At 66.1% G+C, this 20,575-nt stretch carries 19 protein-coding genes and 1 pseudogene; 7 read left to right on the forward strand and 13 right to left on the reverse strand.

The window, feature by feature from the left end; genetic code table 11:
* From AC1D0P_RS09345 to ruvC, 7 genes are all read left to right on the forward strand, one after another.
* A partial coding sequence (locus tag AC1D0P_RS09345) for an RNB domain-containing ribonuclease (protein ID WP_477676482.1) occupies positions 1 to 1,058 on the forward strand: 1,058 nt, incomplete at its 5' end.
* Between the two features lie 38 nt (positions 1,059 to 1,096).
* Entirely contained in the window at positions 1,097 to 1,945 is an 849-nt protein-coding gene (locus AC1D0P_RS09350; protein WP_477652993.1) for a TonB family protein, read from the forward strand.
* 16 nt (positions 1,946 to 1,961) lie between these two features.
* Complete coding sequence (gene aroE, locus AC1D0P_RS09355; protein ID WP_477676483.1) at positions 1,962 to 2,801, forward strand: shikimate dehydrogenase; 840 nt, start codon at positions 1,962 to 1,964, stop codon at positions 2,799 to 2,801.
* Positions 2,798 to 3,544, forward strand: a complete 747-nt coding sequence (locus tag AC1D0P_RS09360; RefSeq protein WP_477676484.1) for a transglycosylase domain-containing protein — start codon at positions 2,798 to 2,800, stop codon at positions 3,542 to 3,544. The genes aroE and AC1D0P_RS09360 overlap by 4 nt, the downstream gene beginning before the upstream one ends.
* 22 nt (positions 3,545 to 3,566) lie before the next feature.
* Entirely contained in the window at positions 3,567 to 4,199 is a 633-nt protein-coding gene (locus AC1D0P_RS09365; protein WP_477676485.1) for a lysophospholipid acyltransferase family protein, read from the forward strand.
* Positions 4,199 to 5,179 carry a phosphatidate cytidylyltransferase gene (locus tag AC1D0P_RS09370; protein ID WP_477676486.1) on the forward strand — a complete coding sequence of 327 codons (981 nt, stop codon included), beginning with the start codon at positions 4,199 to 4,201 and terminating at the stop codon, positions 5,177 to 5,179. The genes AC1D0P_RS09365 and AC1D0P_RS09370 overlap by 1 nt, the downstream gene beginning before the upstream one ends.
* A 15-nt stretch (positions 5,180 to 5,194) precedes the next feature.
* Positions 5,195 to 5,746 (forward strand): crossover junction endodeoxyribonuclease RuvC, encoded by a 552-nt coding sequence (gene ruvC, locus AC1D0P_RS09375; RefSeq protein WP_477676487.1) that lies wholly within the window; start codon positions 5,195 to 5,197, stop codon positions 5,744 to 5,746.
* A gap of 24 nt (positions 5,747 to 5,770) precedes the next feature.
* Here ruvC and AC1D0P_RS09380 read toward each other — a convergent pair whose 3' ends face one another.
* The 13 genes and pseudogenes from AC1D0P_RS09380 to AC1D0P_RS09440 all read right to left on the reverse strand — a co-directional run.
* Positions 5,771 to 5,947 carry a hypothetical protein gene (locus tag AC1D0P_RS09380; protein ID WP_477676488.1) on the reverse strand — a complete coding sequence of 59 codons (177 nt, stop codon included), beginning with the start codon at positions 5,945 to 5,947 and terminating at the stop codon, positions 5,771 to 5,773.
* Positions 5,948 to 5,967: 20 nt separating this feature from the next.
* The gene (gene lpxC / locus AC1D0P_RS09385) at positions 5,968 to 6,891 is read right to left on the reverse strand and encodes a UDP-3-O-acyl-N-acetylglucosamine deacetylase (protein ID WP_477676489.1); all 924 of its coding nucleotides are present in this window, start codon (positions 6,889 to 6,891) and stop codon (positions 5,968 to 5,970) included.
* Positions 6,892 to 7,190: 299 nt separating this feature from the next.
* Complete coding sequence (ftsZ, locus tag AC1D0P_RS09390) at positions 7,191 to 8,420, reverse strand: cell division protein FtsZ (protein ID WP_477652985.1); 1,230 nt, start codon at positions 8,418 to 8,420, stop codon at positions 7,191 to 7,193.
* Between the two features lie 149 nt (positions 8,421 to 8,569).
* Complete coding sequence (gene ftsA, locus AC1D0P_RS09395; RefSeq protein ID WP_436156423.1) at positions 8,570 to 9,799, reverse strand: cell division protein FtsA; 1,230 nt, start codon at positions 9,797 to 9,799, stop codon at positions 8,570 to 8,572.
* A 4-nt stretch (positions 9,800 to 9,803) separates the two neighbouring features.
* A complete protein-coding gene (locus AC1D0P_RS09400; protein WP_477653307.1) occupies positions 9,804 to 10,577 on the reverse strand; it encodes a cell division protein FtsQ/DivIB in 774 nt (257 codons plus the stop codon).
* 31 nt (positions 10,578 to 10,608) lie between these two features.
* Entirely contained in the window at positions 10,609 to 11,586 is a 978-nt protein-coding gene (locus tag AC1D0P_RS09405) for a D-alanine--D-alanine ligase (RefSeq protein ID WP_477676490.1), read from the reverse strand.
* Positions 11,583 to 13,016, reverse strand: a complete 1,434-nt coding sequence (gene murC, locus AC1D0P_RS09410; RefSeq protein WP_477676491.1) for a UDP-N-acetylmuramate--L-alanine ligase — start codon at positions 13,014 to 13,016, stop codon at positions 11,583 to 11,585. The genes AC1D0P_RS09405 and murC overlap by 4 nt, the downstream gene beginning before the upstream one ends.
* The gene (gene murG / locus AC1D0P_RS09415; RefSeq protein WP_477676492.1) at positions 13,013 to 14,095 is read right to left on the reverse strand and encodes an undecaprenyldiphospho-muramoylpentapeptide beta-N-acetylglucosaminyltransferase; all 1,083 of its coding nucleotides are present in this window, start codon (positions 14,093 to 14,095) and stop codon (positions 13,013 to 13,015) included. Before murG ends, murC begins: the two co-directional genes overlap by 4 nt.
* Complete coding sequence (gene ftsW, locus AC1D0P_RS09420; protein ID WP_477676493.1) at positions 14,092 to 15,348, reverse strand: putative lipid II flippase FtsW; 1,257 nt, start codon at positions 15,346 to 15,348, stop codon at positions 14,092 to 14,094. Before ftsW ends, murG begins: the two co-directional genes overlap by 4 nt.
* Positions 15,345 to 16,996 (reverse strand): annotated as a pseudogene (locus AC1D0P_RS09425) (Mur ligase family protein). The gene ftsW and the pseudogene AC1D0P_RS09425 overlap by 4 nt, the downstream one beginning before the upstream one ends.
* A 6-nt stretch (positions 16,997 to 17,002) precedes the next feature.
* Positions 17,003 to 18,181: a phospho-N-acetylmuramoyl-pentapeptide-transferase gene (gene mraY, locus AC1D0P_RS09430; protein ID WP_477676494.1), complete on the reverse strand. Its 1,179-nt coding sequence runs from the start codon at positions 18,179 to 18,181 to the stop codon at positions 17,003 to 17,005.
* Positions 18,171 to 19,586: a UDP-N-acetylmuramoyl-tripeptide--D-alanyl-D-alanine ligase gene (locus tag AC1D0P_RS09435; protein WP_477676495.1), complete on the reverse strand. Its 1,416-nt coding sequence runs from the start codon at positions 19,584 to 19,586 to the stop codon at positions 18,171 to 18,173. Before AC1D0P_RS09435 ends, mraY begins: the two co-directional genes overlap by 11 nt.
* Positions 19,583 to 20,575 (reverse strand): Mur ligase family protein (locus AC1D0P_RS09440; protein WP_477676496.1); only part of this gene is annotated, 993 nt, incomplete at its 5' end. The genes AC1D0P_RS09440 and AC1D0P_RS09435, both read right to left, overlap by 4 nt.

Consider the following 20,575-nt stretch of genomic DNA (forward strand, 5'->3'; position numbering starts at 1 on the left):
CGATTGACGAGGCGACGCTGGAAATCAAGGAAAGCGCCACCCGGCTCGAACAGGTGCCCATCGTCAGCAACCTGCGCCACGACGTACTGGACAGCACCTTCACCGAGGCTTTTTTTGAAGCCGCGCAAAGCAGCCCGCCCACCGGCGTGCCCTGGGGTGTGGAACTGACATTCCTGCACCGGCTGGCCAGGCACCTGAAGGCCCAGCGCGAAATCGCGCGCGGCAAGCCTGAGAACTTCAACCGGCCCGACTACAACTTCCGACTGGACAACCCCACGGGCGGCGAACCCCAGGGCAACGAGCCCGTCAGCATCAGYACGCGCCAGCGCGGCGCGCCGCTGGACCTGATCGTGGCCGAAGCGATGATTTTGGCCAACAGCACCTGGGGCCAGTGGCTGGCCGAGCACGGCGTGCCCGGCATCTACCGCAGCCAGGCCAGCCTGGCGCCCGGCGTGAAGGTGCGCATGGGCACCAAGGCCTTGCCGCACGCGGGCCTGGGCGTCAAAAGTTATGCCTGGAGCACCTCGCCGCTGCGCCGCTACACCGACCTGGTCAACCAGTGGCAGATCATTGCCTGCGCGCGCCACGGCCGCACGGCCGCGCTGGCCGCGCCTTTCAAGCCCAAGGATGCCGAGCTGTTCTCCATCATCTCGGGTTTTGACGCCGCCTACAGCGCCTACAACGGTTTCCAGGCCGGCATAGAGCGCTACTGGACACTCAAATACCTGCAGCAAAACGGCATCACCGAACTGACGGCCACCGCCTTCAAGGACAACCTGGTGCGCGCCGACGAACTGCCGCTGGTGTTGCCGGCGGTGGGCGCGCAGGGCTTGCCGCGCGGCGCGAAAGTGCGCGTACGGCTGGGCGAGATTGACGAAATTACGCTGGACGTGTCGGGCACCGTGACCGAGCGGCTGGACGTGGAACTTGACGAGTCGCCCGACCCGCTCGGTGAGGACGACGGCGAGACCGAGATGGCCGCCGGCCCGATCTCCATCGCGGTCGATGTCAATGAGCCACAAACCGATGCCGCCGCCGCGGCTCCGGTGGCCGGTTGACGCCGTATTTCGCGCATAAACACCGATAATCTCTTTCTGTGAAGAACCCCAGCACACTGCAAATCGCCCTCGGCGTCTCCATCGCCGTCCACGTGGTATTGCTGACGGTGCGTTTTGTCGACCCCGAGCGCTTTAACCGCGTGTTCCAGGACACCCCGCTCGAGGTGATCCTGGTCAACGCCAAGTCCAACGAGAAGCCCGACTTCGCCAAGGCCATCGCCCAGGCCTCGCTGGCCGGCGGCGGCGAGGCCGAAAAAGGCCGGGCGACCTCTCCCCTGCCGCCTTCGGCTCTGATGGAACTCGGCGACGCGACGGAAGACGCGCAGCGCAAGGTCGAATCGCTGCAGGAGCAGCAGACCCAGTTGCTGGCGCAGATCAAAAAACAGCTGGCCTCCATGCCGCCGCCCGACCTGACCCAGCCCGCCAACAGCCCGGCCCAGGCCGAGCGCGAGGAAAAGCGCAAGGCGCTGGTCAAGATCCTGGCCGAGATCGAACGCCGCATCAACGAAGAAAACGCCAGGCCCAAGAAGCGCTACATCAGCCCGGCCACGCGCGAAGAGGTTTACGCCGTCTATTACGACGAGCTGCGCCGCAGGATTGAAGACCGGGGCACCGTGAACTTCCCCGAACAGGCCGGCAAAAAGCTCTACGGCGAACTCACCATGATCGTCACCGTGAACTTCGACGGCACCGTGCTGGACACGGAAGTGGTGCAAACCTCGGGCAACCTGACGCTGGACCGGCGCGCGCAAAGCATCGTGCGCGGCACCGGGCCCTTCGGAAAATTCAGCGATGCCATGCGCCGCAAGGCCGACCAGATCGTCGTGGTGTCGCGCTTCAAGTTCACCCGCGACGACACGCTAGAGACCAAGCTCACCAGTCGCTGAAGCCCGCACAAGCGTCATGGATCAGTATTACGTCCTGGGCAACCCGATCGCGCACAGCAAGTCGCCGCTGATCCACGCGCGCTTTGCCGAACTCACCGGGCAAGTCCTTCGCTACGAGCGCCTGCTGGTGCCGCTGGAATCCTTCGCCGCCACCCTGGCCCAGCTGCTGCGCGATGGCGTGAAGGGCTGCAACGTCACCGTTCCTTTCAAGCTCGACGCCTTCGGCGCCGCCGCCACGCGCAGCGACCGGGCCCAGCTGGCGCAGGCCGCCAACACCCTGGTGCTGCAGGGCGGTGCCGTGCACGCCGACAACACCGACGGTGTGGGCCTGGTCAATGACATCCAGAACAACGCCGGCGTGTCGCTGGCCGGTCGCGACGTGCTGCTGATAGGCGCGGGCGGCGCGGGCGCCGGTGCGCTGGCGCCGCTGCTGGCCGCCGGGCCGCGACGGCTGGTGCTGGTCAATCGCACGCGGGCCAAGGCCGACGCGCTGGTCGCGCGGCACAAGGCGCACGCCTCCCTGCAGGGCCTGCTCCAGAAAACCGAACTGCTGGCCGAAGACCTGCAGGGGCTGCAAGGCGCTTTCGACGTGGTCATCAACGCCAGCGCGAGCAGCCTGGCGGGCGCCGGTGTCCCAGTCTGCGCCAGTGTGCTCAAACCCGGCGCGCTGGCCTGCGACATGATGTACGGCCCGGCCGCGGCCGGTTTTATGGCCTGGGCCCGGGACCACGGCGCCACGCCGCGCGACGGCCTGGGCATGCTGGTGGAGCAGGCCGCCGAGGCCTTCGAACTCTGGCGCAAGGTGCGCCCGCCTTCCGCGCAGGTGCTGCGGGAAATGCGGGCGCTGCTGGCATGAAAGCGCTGTTCAGGCTGGTCGGCCTGGGCCTGCTGGCCAGCCTGGCCTTGCAGCTCTTTTTTGTGGCGCGCATCGCCGTGATGGCCGTGGTCGACCCGGAGTCCACCGCTTTCCAGCGCTCGGAGGCCTACCTGGTCGCGCGCAACACCGGCACCCTGAAATGGCGCCAGCAATGGGTGCCCTATGACGAACTGCCCGATACCCTCAAGCGCGCGGTCATCGCGTCCGAGGATGCCAGTTTTGCCGAGCACGACGGCGTGGACATGGAAGCGCTGGAAAAAGCCTGGGACAAAAATGCCAAGGCCGAGCAGCGCGCCGCGCAGTCGGCCAGCCGGCTGGCGCCCGCCAAGGCAGCTGCGGCGGCCAGGCCCGTGAAGATCGTGGGCGGCTCCACCATCACGCAGCAACTGGCCAAAAACCTGTTCCTGTCGRGCGAGCGCACGCTGCTGCGCAAGGGCCAGGAACTGGTGCTGACACTGCTGCTGGAAGCGCTGCTGAACAAGGAGCGCATCCTCGAGATTTATCTCAACAACGTGGAATGGGGCGAAGGCGTGTTCGGCGCCGAGGCGGCGGCCCAGCATTACTACCGCAAGCCCGCGGCCAAGCTGGGCGCCTACGAGGCCGCGCGCCTGGCCGTGATGCTGCCACGGCCCAAGTATTTTGAAACCCGGCCCGGCTCAGGCTACCTCGCCTCGCGCGCCGGCACCATCGCGGCCCGAATGGGCGGCGTCGAACTGCCTTGAGGCGCACAAAGGCAATCGGCCCATGAATGACAAGCTTTCTCCCGTACTGGCCAAGCTCATGGGCTTGTTCCTGCTGGGCCTGATCCGCACCCTGACCGGCGCCCAGGCGCGCTGGCAGGGCTGCCCGCCCAAAGCGGAACAGCGTATTTATTTCGCCAACCACCAAAGCCATGCCGACCTGGTGCTGATGTGGGCGGCCCTGCCCGAAGAGCTGCGCAGCATCACGCGGCCCATCGCGGCCAAGGATTACTGGACCAAGACGCCCTTCAAGCAATGGATCACCACGGCGGTGTTCAACGCGATTTATGTGGACCGCGCCAAGACCGGCGACCAGGACCCGCTGGAGCCACTGATCGAGGCACTGACCAACGGCGACTCCATCATCCTGTTCCCCGAAGGCACGCGCGGCAACCACGAGGAGCCGCAGAAATTCAAGGCCGGCCTCTACAACCTGGCGCTCAAATTCCCCGGCGTGGTGCTGGTGCCCGCCTGGATCAACAATGTGCAGCGCGTCATGCCCAAGGGCGAGGTCGTGCCGGTGCCCATCCTGTGTTCGGTCACCTTCGGCGCGCCCGWTGCCCTGGGCGCCGGTGAAGACCGCGGCGAATTCCTGGCCCGTGCGCGCCAGGCCGTGATGGATCTGCGAGAGTCCTGATGAACACTTTCCTGCGCAATCTTTCGCCTTCGCACCAGGTCGGCCTGCTGTTCGTGCTGGTCTTCGGCATCCTGGCCGCCATCAGCGTGGCCGCTTTCGTGATGTCGCTCAGGGACACCCACGAGGACGACCTGCACACCCAGAAGCTCAAGGAATTCAACGGCGTCCTGCGCACCTCCTGGCTGATGTCCACGGTGTTCTGGATAGGCTGGACGCTGGGCGAGACAGTGGCTACCGTGCTGTTCGGGCTGGTCGCTTTTTTTGCGCTGCGCGAGTTCATCACGCTCTCGCCCACGCGCCAGGGCGACCACCGCAGCCTGGTGCTGGCTTTCTTCGTGGTGCTGCCGGTGCAGTTCGCGCTGGTGATCGCGCAGCGCTTCGACCTCATCACCGTGTTCATCCCGGTCTACGTTTTCCTGGCGATCCCGGTGGTCAGCGCCTTGGCCGACGACCCGCAGCGTTTCCTGGAGCGCAATGCCAAGCTGCAATGGGGCATCATGGTCTGCGTCTACGGCATCAGCCATGTGCCCGCCCTGATGCTGCTGAAGTTTCCCAACTATGACGGCAAGAACGCCTTCCTGGTGTTCTTCCTGGTGTTCGTGGTGCAAAGCTGCATGATCGTGGAGTACGTGGTCGGCCGCAGGCTGAAGCGCCCGCCCAGCGCACCCAATGTGAGCAAGAGCTTCAACTGGACCAGCTGGCTGATCGCCGTCGTGGCGGCCAGCCTGCTGGGCGGCCTGCTGGCGGGCCTCACGCCCTTCAAGCCGGCGCAGGCCGTAGCCATGGCCTTTATCGCCTGCGTCTCCGGCTCGCTGGGCCACCTGGTGATGAAAGCGCTCAAGCGCGACCGCGGCATTCCCAACTGGGGCAAACGCGGTGTGGGCGTGACCGGCGCCAGCGGCCTGCTGGACCGCGTCGATGCCCTGTGCTTCGGCGCGCCCATCTTCTTCCATTCGGTCCGCTGGTATTTCGGCCTCTGAGGCCAGGCGGCATCGATGCGCATCCTAGGCATAGACCCCGGCCTGCAGACCTCCGGCTTCGGTGTGGTCGACGTGGACGGCCCGCACCTGCGCTATGTGGCCAGCGGCACCATCAAGACCACGCACCTGGAGCGCGCCGACCTGCCGGGCCGGCTCAAGGTGCTGTTCCAGGGCGTGTGCGAGGTGGTGGAGCGTTACCAGCCTGACACGGCCTCGGTCGAAATCATCTTCGTGAACGTCAACCCACAGGCCACCCTGCTGCTGGGCCAGGCCCGCGGCGCCTGCATCACAGCACTGGTTTCGCGCGACCTGGCGGTGACCGAATACACGGCGCTGCAGCTCAAAAAAGCCGTGGCCGGCTACGGCAAGGCCGGCAAGGCCGAGGTGCAGGAAATGGTGATGCGACTGCTCAAGCTGCCTTCGCTGCCCGGCAAGGATGCGGCCGACGCGCTGGGCCTGGCCATCACCCACGCCCACGTGGGCAGTGCCATGGCACGGCTGGCGCAAGCAGCCGGCGGCACGGGTGCAGGCATGACCAAGAATTACCGCGGCGGACGCAGCCGCTGACGCGGCTGGGAATGTGAAAGGCCGTTAGGCCACGCGCTCGAGAATCAGCACCGCGAAGAAGCCGAAGGCGGCGATCAGCGTCCATTTGAGGATGATCAGGCCGAAGCGCTTGTAGCGCGCCTGGCCGGTGCCCGCGTAAAACATGAAGGCCACCACGGCGGCCAGCAAAAACAACAGGATCAGCCAGCGAAACAGCAGCATGGGGATGCCCTGTCCAGCAACTACCAGGCGCGTGCCAGCGTGGCAAAACCCCGGGGCGCCTTTTTCTCGTCCGCGAAGGTGACGACTTCGTAGGCGTCCTTGTGCGTCAGCAGCTCGCGCAGCAGCTTGTTGTTCATCGCGTGGCCGGAGCGGAACGCGCTGTAGGCGGCCAGCAGCGGCTTGCCCAGCAGGTACAGGTCGCCCATGGCATCGAGGATCTTGTGCTTCACGAACTCGTCGTTGTAGCGCAGGCCGTCGCTGTTGAGCACCTTGTAGTCGTCCATCACGATGGCGTTGTCCAGCCCGCCGCCCAGGGCCAGACCGTTGGCGCGCATCATTTCGACGTCCTTGGTGAAACCGAAGGTGCGGGCCCGCGCGATGTCGCGCGAGTAAGCGCCCGAGCCCATGTCGAACTCCACACGCTGGCCCGTCGAGTCCACCGCCGGGTGGTCGAAATCGATTTCAAAACTGAGCTTGTAACCCTCGTAGGGGCTCAGGCGCGCCCACTTGGTGTTCGCACCCTCGCCGTCCCGCACTTCCACCGGCTTGATCACGCGGATAAAACGCTTGGGCGCGGCCTGCAGTTCAATGCCGGCCGACTGCAGCAAAAACACAAACGACGAAGCCGACCCGTCCAGGATGGGCACTTCCTCGGCCGTGATGTCCACATACAGGTTGTCGATACCCAGGCCCGCGCAAGCCGACATCAAATGCTCCACCGTGTGCACCTTGGCACTGCCGCTGGAGATCGTCGACGCCAGACGCGTGTCCGTCACCGCCTGCGCCGAGATATGAATGTCCACCGGCTGCGGCAAATCCACCCGGCGAAACACAATGCCCGTATCCGGCGCCGCAGGGCGCAAGGTCAGCTCCACCCGCTGCCCGCTGTGCAGGCCCACGCCCACGGCTTTGGTCAGGGATTTAAGGGTTCTTTGGGCAAGCATGGGCTCTATTTTAGTTGGCGCAAGGCCATTTCAAGGGTAGGGGATAGCAATGCCGGGCATAGGCAGAGTGAATTAGGGCGCAAACCAGCAACCCCAGCGACGCGCACCAAGTCCACTCCCCAACGGCGATTAATCGAAAAAGCAAGGGGAGCGAAGCATGCCCCTCCAACGGCGATTAATGGGATGGAAAGCGTAGCGAGCAGCCCGAGGTTGAGGCGAGGAGCGGAACCGTACTCAGGTACGGTGAGCACCACAGCCTCAAGATCGGGTTGCGCAGTAGCTTTACACCCATTAAGCGATTAATCGGCTTGTTTGCGGAGAAAGGCCGGGATTTCGAAGTCGTCCATCCCGCCGGAAGCCAGCGCATCCACCTTGGCCGCCGCCTGCGTCCGATTGGTACGCCACACGCTTGGCACAGCCATGTTCCCGTAGTCCGGCTGGGCCGAACCCGCGCCCATCTGCGTTGCGCCGCCGGCACCGGCCGTGGTGTTCAACGTGGGCACGTTGAAGGGCACGTTGTCGGTTCCGGTGCGCAGCACCTGCAGCGGCGGCGCATGGCGGCGCACGCCCTGGCGCGACAAACCCGTCGCGACCACGGTCACGCGGATCTCATCGCCCAGCACATCGTCATAGGCCGTGCCGTAGATCACGTGCGCATCGGGCGAGGCATAAGCGCGGATGGTGTTCATCGCCAGCTTGGATTCGCTCAGCTTGAGCGAGCCCTTGGCTGCCGAGATCAGCACCAGCACGCCCTTGGCGCCCGACAGGTCGATGCCTTCGAGCAGCGGGCAGGCCACGGCCTGCTCGGCGGCGATGCGCGCGCGGTCCGGGCCGTTGGCCTTGGCCGTGCCCATCATGGCCTTGCCGGGCTCGCCCATCACGGTGCGCACATCCTCAAAGTCGACGTTCACATGGCCGGGCACGTTGATGATTTCGGCAATGCCGCCCACGGCGTTTTTCAGCACGTCGTTGGCATGCGCGAAAGCCTCGTCCTGCGTCACGTCGTCGCCCAGCACTTCGAGCAGCTTTTCGTTCAGCACCACGATCAGCGAGTCGACATTGGCTTCGAGCTCGGCCAGGCCGAGGTCGGCGTTGGTCATGCGGCGGCCTCCTTCGAATTCGAAGGGCTTGGTCACCACGCCGACCGTCAGGATGCCCATCTCCTTGGCGATGCGCGCGATCACGGGCGCCGCGCCGGTGCCGGTGCCGCCGCCCATGCCGGCGGTGATGAACAGCATGTGCGCGCCGTCAATCGCGCTGCGAATGTCGTCCGCCGCCAGCTCGGCTGCATCGCGGCCCTTGTCGGGCTTGCTGCCCGCACCCAGGCCGCTGCTGCCCAGCTGGATGGTCTTGTGGGCGCTGCCGCGGCTGAGCGCCTGCGCGTCCGTGTTGGCGCAGATGAATTCGACGCCTTGCACGCCGCATTCGATCATGTGCCCGACGGCATTGCCGCCGCCGCCGCCGACACCGATCACCTTGATCTGTGTGCCCTGGTTGAATTCTTCGATTTCAATCATTTCGATGCTCATTGGGAGCCTCCTAATCAATAAACTGCAGTTGCCAATAATCGGAAATTTGTATTTATGGTTGCCATGGCCTTCTCACGCAGGGGGATCCGCCCCGCCCGAATGCATACAACGCGAGGGCCTGCCGATAAAAGTGGAATAGGTTTTCATGGTCAGAAATTCCCCACAAACCAGTCTTTGACCTTGCCGAATGCGTTGTGCACGCTGCCCGCCTTCTGCGACACCTTGTAGCCGCGCATGCGGGCCAGCCGGGCCTCTTCGAGCAAGCCCATCACGGTGGCGGCCCGGGCCTGGGCCACCATGTCGGACAGCGCGCTGGAGTAGCGGGGTATGCCGCGCCGCACCGGCTTGAGGAAAATGTCCTCGCCGAGCTCCACCATGCCGGGCATGACGGCGCTGCCGCCGGTGATGACGATGCCGGACGACAGCACCTCTTCATAACCCGACTCGCGTATCACCTGCTGTACCAGTGAAAAAATCTCTTCGATGCGCGGCTCGATCACGCCGGCCAGTGCCTGTTTGCTCAGCATGCGCGGCCCGCGGTCGCCCAGGCCGGGAACCTCCACCTGCTGGTCCGGGTCGGCCAGCAACTGCTTGGCATAACCGCTTTCGACCTTGATGTCTTCGGCGTCCTTGGTGGGCGTGCGCAGCGCCATGGCGATGTCGCTGGTGATCAGGTCGCCGGCGATCGGGATCACCGCGGTGTGCCGGATGGCGCCGCCGGTGAAGATGGCGACGTCGGTGGTGCCCGCGCCTATGTCGACCAGCGCCACGCCGAGCTCCTGCTCGTCCTGCGTGAGCACCGCCAGGCTGGAGGCCAGCGGGTTGAGCATCAGCTGGTCGACTTCCAGCCCGCAGCGCCGCACGCACTTGATGATGTTCTCGGCCGCGCTCTGCGCGCCGGTCACGATGTGCACCTTGGCCTCCAGGCGTATGCCGCTCATGCCTATGGGCTCGCGCACGTCCTGGCCGTCGATGACGAACTCCTGCGGCTCGACCAGCAGCAGGCGCTGGTCGGTCGAGATGTTGATGGCCTTGGCGGTTTCGATCACGCGCGCCACGTCGGCTTGCGTGACTTCCTTGTCCTTGACCGCCACCATGCCGCTGGAATTGATGCCGCGTATGTGGCTGCCGGTGATGCCGGTGTAGACGCGGGCGATCTTGCAGTCGGCCATCAATTCGGCCTCCTTCAAGGCCTGCTGGATGCTCTGCACCGTGGCGTCGATGTTGACCACCACGCCGCGCTTGAGGCCGTTGCTCGCCGCGATGCCCAGGCCCGCGAGCTTGAGCTCGCCGCCCGGCATGACCTCGGCCACCACGGCCATGACCTTGCTGGTGCCGATATCCAGCCCAACCACGAGATCCTTGTATTCCTTGGCCATATGTTTACCTTTTTTTCTTTCCGTCGTCTTTGTCAGCGGGGTTTCCCGTGGTGACACCCCTGAGCCTGATCGCATAACCGTTGCCGTAGCGCAGGTCGGCGGACTCCAGGTCCCGTCCGTAGCGCGACGACACCTGCGTCACCGTGGCGAGAAAAAGGCGCGTGCGCGCCTCGATCTCCTGCGGCGACCCGTGGCCGAGTTCGATCACGGCGCCGTTGTCGAGCTGGGCGCGCCAGCTGCCCTGGCCGCTCAGTTGCAGCTGTTCCAGCGAGGCATCCGTCTCATCAAACAGCGGCGAAAGCACCTGGTAGGCCTGCAGCACCAGCGGCGCCTGGCCTTGCGGGCCGTTCAGCACCGGCAGGACTTCCGCCTCGACCTCGCCCTGGTTGGCTTCGAACACCTCGCCAAAGTTGTTGACCAGGCGCGCGTCGCTTTCGGCGCCCCAGAAGGCCACCGGCTTGTGTTCCTGCAGCACTACCTTGAGGCGGTTCGGGAACTCGCGCTGCACCAGCGCCCGCCGCACCCAGGGCACGGACTCGAACACCGCGCGCGTGGCGGCCAGGTCCACCGTGAAAAAATTGCCGGCCAGCCGGGGCGCCACGTTGGCGCGCAGCGTGACCGCGTTGTTGTGTATCAGGTCGCCCTGCACGCGGATCGCGCTCAGGCTGAACAGCGACTGGCGCAACACCCAGGCGACGCCCAGCGCCACGACCATGGCGGCAAACGCCAGGCCCAGGACCACCGAGAAGGTGTTCATGAGCTTGACGTCCAGCGGCATGGCGATGGGTTTGGGCGTTCTGCGGTTCAAATTACCCCTCCCCCTGTTTCTGGTGGTCCAGCGTGGCGGTCTTGAGCACTTCGACGCACAGGTCTTCGTAGGAGATGCCGGCCGCGCGCGCGGACATGGGCACCAGCGAGTGGCCCGTCATGCCGGGCGAGGTGTTGATTTCCAGCAGGTAGGGCTTGCGCGTGGCCTTGTCGATCATCACGTCGGCGCGCGCCCAGCCGCGGCAGTTGAGGATGCGGAAGGCGTCCAGCACCAGCTGCTGGATGACGGCTTCTTCGCCTTCGGGAAGCCCGCAGGGCACCAGGTATTGCGTGGTGTCGGTGAAGTATTTGTTCTGGTAGTCGTAGTTGCCGTCGGGCGCGACGATACGGATCACCGGAAGCGCGTGCGCGCCGGCGCCGGTTCCCAGCACCGGGCAGGTCACCTCGTCGCCGCTGATGAACTGCTCGCAGAGCACGTCGGCATCGAGCTTTTCAGCCTGTGCCACCGCCTCGGCCATGCCCTCCCGGCTGGTGACCTTGGTGAGGCCAATGGAAGAACCCTCGCGCGCGGGCTTGACGATCAGCGGCAGGCCCAGCGCGTCGGGCACGGCGGCGATGTCGGCCGCGCCGTAGGCGCCGCGGCGCAGCAAACGGTACTGGGGCGTCGGCAGCCCCTCGGAGATCATCACGCGTTTGGTCATGACCTTGTCGATGGCCATGCTGGAAGCCATGACGCCAGAGCCGGTGTAGGGAATGCCCAGCAGCTCCAGCGCGCCCTGCACCGTGCCGTCTTCGCCGAAGCGGCCGTGCAGCGCGATGAAGCAGCGCGCAAAGCCGTCTTTCCTGAGCTGGGAAAGGTCGCGCTCGGCCGGGTCGAAGGCATGGGCATCCACACCGCGCGAGCGCAGGGCCTTGAGCACGCCGCTGCCCGACATCAGCGAGACTTCGCGCTCGGCCGACATGCCGCCCATCAGGACGGCGACCTTGCCGAATTGGGAGATGTTTTCGTTCTGCTTCATGCCGGGGCTCCTGCGGTCTTGGGGTGTCCTACCTGTTCCAGCATCTCGACCACCCGGGCGGGCACCTGGCCTATGGAGCCGGCACCCATGCACATCACGACGTCGCCGCCCAATGCGTTGTCCACAATTGCCTGCGGCATGGCCTCGATCTCGTCGACGAAGACGGGTTCGAGCTTGCCGGCCACGCGCAGCGCGCGCGCCAGCGAACGGCCGTCGGCAGCCACGATGGGCGGCTCGCCCGCGGCGTAGACCTCGGACAGCAGCACGGCATCAGCCTGGCCTATGACCTTGACGAAATCCTCAAAGCAGTCGCGTGTGCGGGTGTAGCGGTGCGGCTGGAAGGCCAGTACCAGGCGCCGGCCCGGAAAGGCGCCACGCGCGGCGGCCAGCGTCGCGGCCATCTCGACCGGGTGGTGGCCGTAGTCCTCGATCAGGGTGAAATGCCCGCCATCCTTGGCCGGCATGTCGCCATAGCTCTGGAAACGCCGGCCCACGCCGCGGAAATCGGCCAGGGCTTTTTGCACCGCGGCGTCGGGCACGTTGAGTTCGACCGCGATGGCAATCGCCGACAGGGCGTTGAGCACGTTGTGCTCGCCGGCCAGGTTGAGCACCACTTCCAGGTCGGGCAGGGTGACGCCGTTGCGCCGCTGCGCCGTGAAATGCATTTGCGCGCCCACCGGCCGCACGTTGACGGCGCGCACCTGCGCGTCCTCGCCGAAACCGTAGCTGGTGATGGGGCAGGAGACCTGCGGCACGATGTCGCGCACGGCCGGATCGTCGGTGCACAGGATCGCCGTGCCGTAAAACGGCATGCGGTGCAGGAAGTCGACAAAGGCCTTCTTGAGGTTGCCGAAATCATGGCCGTAGGTTTCCATGTGGTCGGCGTCGATGTTGGTGACGACGGCCATCACGGGCAGCAGGTTCAGGAAGGAAGCGTCGGACTCGTCGGCCTCGACCACGATGTAGTCGCCCGAGCCGAGCTTGGCATTGGCGCCCGCGCTGTTCAGCCGGCCGCCGATCACGAAGGTCGGGTCCAGGCCGCCTTCGGCCAGCACGCTGGCCACCAGGCTGGTGGTAGTGGTCTTGCCGTGCGTCCCGGCGATGGCGATTCCCTGCTTGAGGCGCATCAGTTCGGCCAGCATCAGCGCGCGCGGCACCACGGGAATGCGTTTCTCCCGGGCGGCCAGCACCTCGGGGTTGTCGGCCTGCACCGCGGTGGAGGTCACCACCGCGTCGACTTTGGCCAGGTTGCCCGCCGCATGGCCGACAAAGGTCTTGATGCCGAGCTTTGCCAGGCGCTGCAGCGTGGCGCTGTCCGACAGGTCGGAACCCGAAATCGCGTAACCGAGGTTGTGCAGCACCTCGGCAATGCCGGACATGCCGGCGCCACCCAGGCCGATGAAATGGATATTTTTTATAGCGTGTTTCATGTCGCCAGCTCCTCGCAGGCGGCCACCACGCGTGCGGTGGCATCGGTTTTTTGCATGGTCTTGGCCTGCAGGGCGCGCTCCAGCAGGGTGTAGCGCGTGGTGGTTTTCAGAATGTTGGCCAGCTTCTCAGCGCTGAGATCGCGCTGCTGGATCAACCAGCCGCCGCCCTGGTCCACCAGGAATTTCGCATTGCTGGTCTGGTGGTCGTCGACGGCGGCCGGGAAAGGCACGAAGATCGCCGCGGCGCCGACCGCCGCGATCTCAGTCACGGTGCTGGCGCCGGCGCGGCAGATGATGAGGTCGGCATCGGCAAAGGCCTGCGCGGTGTCTTCAATAAAGGGCGTGAGTTCGGCCTGCACGCCGGCGGCCGCATAGTTGGCGCGCAGCGCGTCGATCTGCTGGGCGCCGCTCTGGTGCCTGACCTGCGGGCGCTCGCCGGCGGGAATCAGCGCCAGCGCCTTGGGCACGATGTCATTGAGCCCACGCGCGCCCAGGCTGCCGCCCACCACCAGCAGCTTGAGCGGCCCGCCGCGGTCGGCAAACCGCTCAACCGGGCCGGGCTGGCGCGTGAAGGCCGGGCGCAGCGGATTGCCTATCCATTCGCCTTTGCGGAACACGTCGGGGAAGGCGGTGAAGACACGGTCGGCCACACCGGCCAGCACCTTGTTGACCATACCCGCGACAGAGTTCTGCTCATGCAGCACCAGCGGCTTGCCCAGCAGCACGCTCATCATGCCGGCCGGAAAGCTGATGTAGCCGCCCAGGCCGACGACCACGTCGGGCTTGACGCGGCGCACCACCTGGATGCTTTGCCAGAAGGCCTTGAGCAGGCGCAATGGCAGGAACACCAGCGTGGCCGGGCCCTTGCCGCGCACGCCGGAAAAATCGATGTGCTCGAAAGCGAAGCCGCGCGGCGGTACCAGCTGGCTTTCCATGCTGGGACGGCTCGCGCTGCCCAGGCCGCCCAGCCAGTGCACACGCCAGCCGCGCTCGCGCAGGGCCTCGGCCACGGCCAGGCCCGGGAAGATGTGGCCGCCGGTTCCACCAGCCATGACCAGGGCGCAGTGCTGCTTGCTCATGCGCGCCCTCCCCGCATGAGCGATCGATTCTCGTAATCAATCCTCAGCACAACCGCCAGCGAAATCAAATTCATCAAAATCGCCGAGCCGCCATAACTCATCAGCGGCAAGGTCAGCCCCTTGGTCGGCAAGGCGCCCAGGTTCACGCCGATGTTGATGAAGGTCTGGAAACCTATCCAGATGCCCACGCCCTGAGCGACCAGGCCGGCGAAGAGGCGGTCCAGCGCGATGGACTGGCGGCCAATGTGCATGATGCGGCGCGTCATCCACATGAAGAGGCCGATCACGGTCAGCACTCCAGCCAAGCCAAACTCCTCACCGATCACGGCCATCAGGAAGTCGGTGTGCGCCTCAGGCAGCCAGTGCAGTTTTTCGATGCTGCCGCCCAGGCCAACGCCGAAGATCTCGCCGCGGCCGAAGGCGATCAGCGAGTGCGAAAGCTGGTAGCCCTTGCCCATGGAATATTTGTCGCTCCAGGGATCCAGGTAGGCAAAAATCCGCTCGCGCCGCCATTCGCTGAGCATCACCATCAGGCTGAAGGCGACCACCACCACGGCCGCGATGACGAAGAACATGCGCGCATTGACGCCGCCCAGGAAAAGTATGCCCATGGCGATAACGGAGATCACCATGAAAGCGCCCATGTCGGGCTCTGCCAGCAGCAGCAGGCCGACGATGGCGATAGCGACCGCCATGGGCATCACGGCGCGGAAGAAGCGCTCCTTGACTTCCATCTTGCGCACCATGTAGTCGGCCGCGTACAGCAGCACCGCGAACTTCGCGAGTTCCGAGGGCTGGAAGTTCATGATGCCTATGGAAATCCAGCGGCGGGCGCCGTTGACGCCTTTGCCGATGAAGGGCACCAGCACCAGGATCAGCAGCAGCAGTGAAATGACGAACAGCCAGGGCGCGAGCTTTTCCCAGGTCGCAAGCGGCACCTGGAAGGCCAGCACGGCGACGATGAAGGCGACGACCAGCGACAGTACGTGGCGCGTCACAAAATGGGTGTGGGCATAACGCGCGAACTTGGGGTTGTCGGGCATGGCCACGGAGGCCGAATACACCATGACCAGGCCCCACATCAGCAAGGCCACCGTGACCCAGAGCAGCGCCTGGTCAAACCCGGCCATGCGCACGGGCGGCSCCGCCAGCGTGCGCGACAGGCTCTGCCCGCCCAGGCGGACAGGCAGCACATCGGCCGCGGCCTTGCCGAAGCCGGAGAACCAGCCTGAAAGACGCGCGGCAACCGTCACAGCACCTCCCCCTGGTCGCGGGCCAAGGCCTGCACCGCTTCGCAAAAGACGCGGGCGCGGTGCTCGTAGTTGTCGAACATGTCGAAGCTGGCGCAGGCCGGTGACATCAGCACGGCGTCGCCGGTCTGGGCCTGCTGCGCCGCCAGGGTGACGGCCTCTTCCATGGAGGCGGCGTCAAACATCGGGATATTGCGCGGCAGGACCTCTTTGATGAGGGGCGCGTCGCGCCCTATCAGCACCACGGCCCGCACATGGCGCAGCACGGGATCGGCCAGCGGCGAAAAATCCTGCCCTTTACCTTCGCCGCCCAGGATCAGCACCAGCTTGCGCTCCAGGCCCAGGCCCGTGAGCGCCGCCACGGTGGCGCCCACGTTGGTGCCCTTGCTGTCGTCGAAGTACTCGACGTCCTTGACGACGGCCACCGACTCCACGCGGTGCGGCTCGCCGCGGTATTCGCGCAGGCCGTGCAGCATGGGCGCCAGGGTGCAGCCCGCGGCCACGGCCAGGCCCAGCGCCGCCAGGGCGTTGGTGGCGTTGTGGCGCCCGCGTATGCGCAAGGCCTCGATAGGCATCAGGCGCTGCACGTGCAGCTCCACTTCTTCGTCCTTGCGGCGCTTGATGGTTTCGTCGGCCTCGGCCGCGCGCACCAGCCAGGTCATGCCGTTGACGGTCTCAATGCCGTAGTCGCCGGGGCGCTGCGGCTCGCCGGCGCCGAAGGTGGCGTGGGGACGCAGTTGCGGCGGCTTCAGGCGCACCTTGACGGGCGGCGGCAGCATGGCCATCACGCGCGCGTCGTCKCGGTTGAGCAGCATGAAGGTGCCGGCGCCGAACACCCTGGCCTCGTGTCCAGCAGTGTCGGGCCTATGTTGCCGGCCACCGCCACGGTTTTGCCCGCGCGCTGCACCAGCTGGCCCAGCAGCGAGGTCACCGTGGTCTTGCCGTTGGTGCCCGTGATGGCCAGCACTGCCGGCCGGTAGCCTGGCTCGGGTTCGGCCTGGGCCAGCGCCAGCAAGGCGGGCAGCGCCGATTCTTCACTGCCTTCGTCGGACACAGGCGCGGTGTCCGGGACGACCGCTGCGGCTGCTTCGTGAATATCGCCGGAGGCATGGGCCGCCAGGGCGGCTTCGCCTTCAGGTGCATCAGACACATCGGAAGCATCAGGAACCACAACGCTTTCATCAACCGTATCGGTGTCGTCAGGCGCATCAGAGGCATCAAGTGCACCGGGCAAAGCCGTCTCGCTCGGCGCCTCGGGGGATGCAGTCGCTTCGGCGAGTGCCTCGCCCGCTTCGGCAGCCGGCGGCTCGCGCAAATCCGCCAAAGCCCGCGCAAACAGGTCCAGCTCACCGCCTACAGGCAAGCCCATGGCACGCGCCGCATCGGCCACGGGGGCGATGGTGGCCGGCGCCAGGCCGGGCGAACGGTAGACGGCGCGCACGGCCGTGCCTTGCACCAGCTCCGGCGTGAACGCACCGCCGACAAAGGTGACGCCCGGCAGTTCCTCGCGCAGCGTGGCGAGCAGGGGCGGTGCTTCGCGCGTGTCGGCAACCGTCACATGCGCTCCATGGCGGGCGCACCAGCGCGCCATGGCCAGGCCGGACGCGCCCAGGCCCAGGATCAACACGGTTTGGTCTTGTAAATGCCGCATGCCTGTTTACCTGAGCTTCAAGGTGGAGAGGCCGACGAGGCACAGCAGCATGGTGATGATCCAGAAACGGACGACCACCTGCGTTTCTTTCCAGCCGCTTTTCTCGAAGTGATGGTGCAGCGGCGCCATCTTGAGGATGCGGCGGCCTTCGCCATAGCGCTTCTTGGTGTACTTGAACCAGGTCACCTGCATCATCACGGAAAGCGCTTCGACCACGAAGATGCCGCCCATGATGGCCAGCACGATTTCCTGGCGCACGATGACGGCGATGGTGCCCAGCGCGGCGCCCAGCGCCAGCGCGCCCACGTCGCCCATGAAGACCTGGGCCGGGTGTGTGTTGAACCACAGGAAGGCCAGGCCAGCGCCGGCCATGGCCGAGCAGAAGATCAGCAGTTCGCCCGAGCCGGGGATGTGCGGGAAAAGCAGGTACTTGGAATAGACCGAGCTGCCGGTGACATAAGCGAAGACGCCCAGCGCGGAGCCCACCATGACCACCGGCATGATGGCCAGGCCGTCCAGGCCGTCGGTCAGGTTGACGGCATTGCTGGAGCCGACGATCACGAGGTAGGTCAGGATCACAAACCCGAAAACACCCAGCGGGTAGCTGACCTCCTTGACGAAAGGCACCAGCAGGCCGGCCTTGGGCGGCAGGTTCACGTCAAAGCCCGACTGCACCCAGCTGAAGAACAGCTCGAGCACGCGCAGGTTGGAGCTCTCGGAAATGCTGAACACCAGGTACAGCGCCGCGACCAGGCCGATGAGGGACTGCCAGAGGTATTTCTCGCGCGAGCGCATGCCTTCCGGGTCCTTGAGCACCACTTTTCGCCAGTCGTCGGCCCAGCCGATGGCGCCGAAGCCCAGCGTGACGATGAGGACGATCCAGACAAAGCGGTTGGACAGGTCGAACCACAGCAGCGTGGAGATGCCGATGGCCAGCAGGATCAGCACACCGCCCATGGTGGGCGTGCCACTCTTGCTCAAGTGCGTCTGCATGGCGTATTGACGGATGGGCTGGCCGATCTTGAGCGAGATGAGCCGCCGGATCACAAAGGGCCCGGCCAGCAGGCCGATCAGCAGCGCGGTGAGCGCGGCCATGACGGCGCGGAAGGTCAGGTACTGGAACACCCTGAAGAACCCGAACTCGGGGGAAAGTGACTGGAGCCACTGGGCCAGACTAAGCAGCATGGGGCTCTTCCTTATGGTTTTGCTTGTGTTGAGCTTGATCTTGATCTTGTGCATGGGCCGTGATGGCCTGGACCACACGTTCCATCTTCATGAAGCGGGAACCTTTGACCAGCACGCTGCCGGTGTGGGGCAGCTCCGCCAGCACGGCGGCGGCGAGTTCGTCCATGCCGCCGAAAATTTGCGCGCCGCCGAAACCGGCCGCGGCCTGCCTGGACTGCTCGCCCAGCGTGAAAAGTTTTTCAATGCCCAGCGCGCGCGCATGGCGCCCGGCCTCGTCGTGGAACTGCGGCCCTTGGTCGCCGACCTCGCCCATGTCACCCATCACCATCAGGCGCGGGCCGGGCAGTTCGGCGAGGACCTCCAGCGCGGCGCGCATGGAATCGGGGTTGGCGTTGTAGCTGTCGTCGACCAGCGTCAACACCCGGCCCGGCAAGGCCACGGCGATGGCGCGGGAGCGGCCCTTGACCGGCACAAAACCCGAGAGGCCCGCGGAAATAGCGGCCAGGGGCACACCCGCCGCCAGCGCGCAGGCGGCGGCGGCCAGGGCGTTCTTGACGTTGTGCCGGCCGGCGATGTGCAGCGAGAAATCGGTGCTGCCCGCCGGGGTGGATGCGGCCACCTTCCAGCAGCCACCCTCCCATTGCGCGGTGCCGGTGACGTCGGCGGCACCCGAGAGCGCGAAGGTCAGCACCTTGCGCTTGCCGACCAGCTCGCGCCACAGCGGGGTGTAGTCGTCGTCGGCCGGAAAGACCGCCGTGCCGGCCGCATCCAGCGACGCGAACACCGAGCCGTTTTCGCACGCCACCGCTTCCACCGTGGCCATGAATTCGAGGTGCTCGCGCTGCGCGTTGTTGACCAGCGCGACGGTGGGCATTGTGAGTTCGGCCAGGTAGGCGATCTCGCCGGGGTGGTTCATGCCGAGTTCGACCACACCCACTTCATGCGCGGCCGACAGGCGCAGCAGCGTGAGCGGCACGCCGATGTCGTTGTTGAGGTTGCCTTCGGTGGCAAAGGCCTTGTCGGCCTTCCAGGCATGCAAAATCGAGGCGATCATCTGCGTGACGGTGGTTTTTCCGTTGCTGCCCGTGACCGCCACCAGCGGCAGGCGGAACTGCGAACGCCAGCCTGCCGCCAGCCGCCCCAGCGCCAGGCGCGTGTCGGCCACTTCCAGCCCCGGCAGGCCGGCTTGCGCCAGCCCGTGGTGAGCAATCGCCGCGACCGCGCCTTGCGCCTTGGCTTGCGCGAGGAAATCGTGAGCGTCGAAACGCTCGCCCTTGAGCGCCACGAACAGGTCGCCGGCCTGCAGGCTGCGCGTGTCGGTGTTGACGCGCAGGGCCTGCACGCCGCCGTCACCCACGAGGCGGGCGTCGGGCAGCCAATCGAGGGCTTGTTGCAGGCGCATCATGATTGCGCTCCTTGCCGGGGTGCGGCCAAGGCATCGAGCGCCGCCTGCGCATGTTCGCGGTCGGAGAAGGGAAGCTTGGCGCCGCCCACTTCTTGGAAACTCTCGTGGCCTTTGCCGGCCAGCAACACCACGTCTTCGGGACCGGCCAGGCTCAGGGCGTGCGTGATGGCGGCAGCCCTGTCCGCCTGCACGTGCACGGCATCGCGGTGGCTCAGGCCCAGCAACACCTGGCAAATGATGKCCAGCGGGTTTTCGCTGCGCGGGTTGTCGCTGGTGACCACCACCTGGTCGGCGTTCTTTTCAGCGACTGCCGCCATCAATGGGCGCTTGGTCGCATCGCGGTCACCGCCGCAACCGAACACGCACCATAGCTGGCCGCCGCGGTGCGCCGCGGCCGGCCGCAGGGCGAGCAGCACTTTCTCGAGGGCATCGGGCGTGTGGGCGTAATCGATGACCACCAGCGGCCGGCCCGGCACGGCCAGGGTCTCGGTGCGGCCGGGCACGGGCAGCAGGCCGGTGCAGGCCTTCACCGCATCGGCCAACGGCACACCCATGGCACGCAGGGCCCCCAGCACGCCGAGGAGGTTGGACACGTTGTACTGGCCCACCAGCCGGGCGGCCAGCGTGTGGCTTTCGGCGCCCTCGGCCACTTCAAAACTCAGCGCATCGGTGCCGTGTTCGATGTTGCGCGCCTGCAGGCGCGCCGGTTCCACGCAGGAGACGGTCCAGACATCCAGGCCGCTGCCGGCAAGGGAGTCCTTGAGTTCGGCGCCTTTGGCGTCGTCGATGTTGATGACCGCCGCCTTCAGCCCCGGCCAGCCGAACAGCGCGGCCTTGGCCTCCCAGTAGGCCTGCATCGACGCGTGGTAGTCGAGATGGTCCTGCGTGAAATTGGTGAAAATGGCGACCTCGATGGCGGTCGCGTCCAGGCGGTGCTCGACCACGCCGATGGAGGAGGCTTCCAGTGCGCAGGCGACAAAGCCCTCGTC

This window comes from Polaromonas sp. P1_G2, assembly GCF_056405515.1.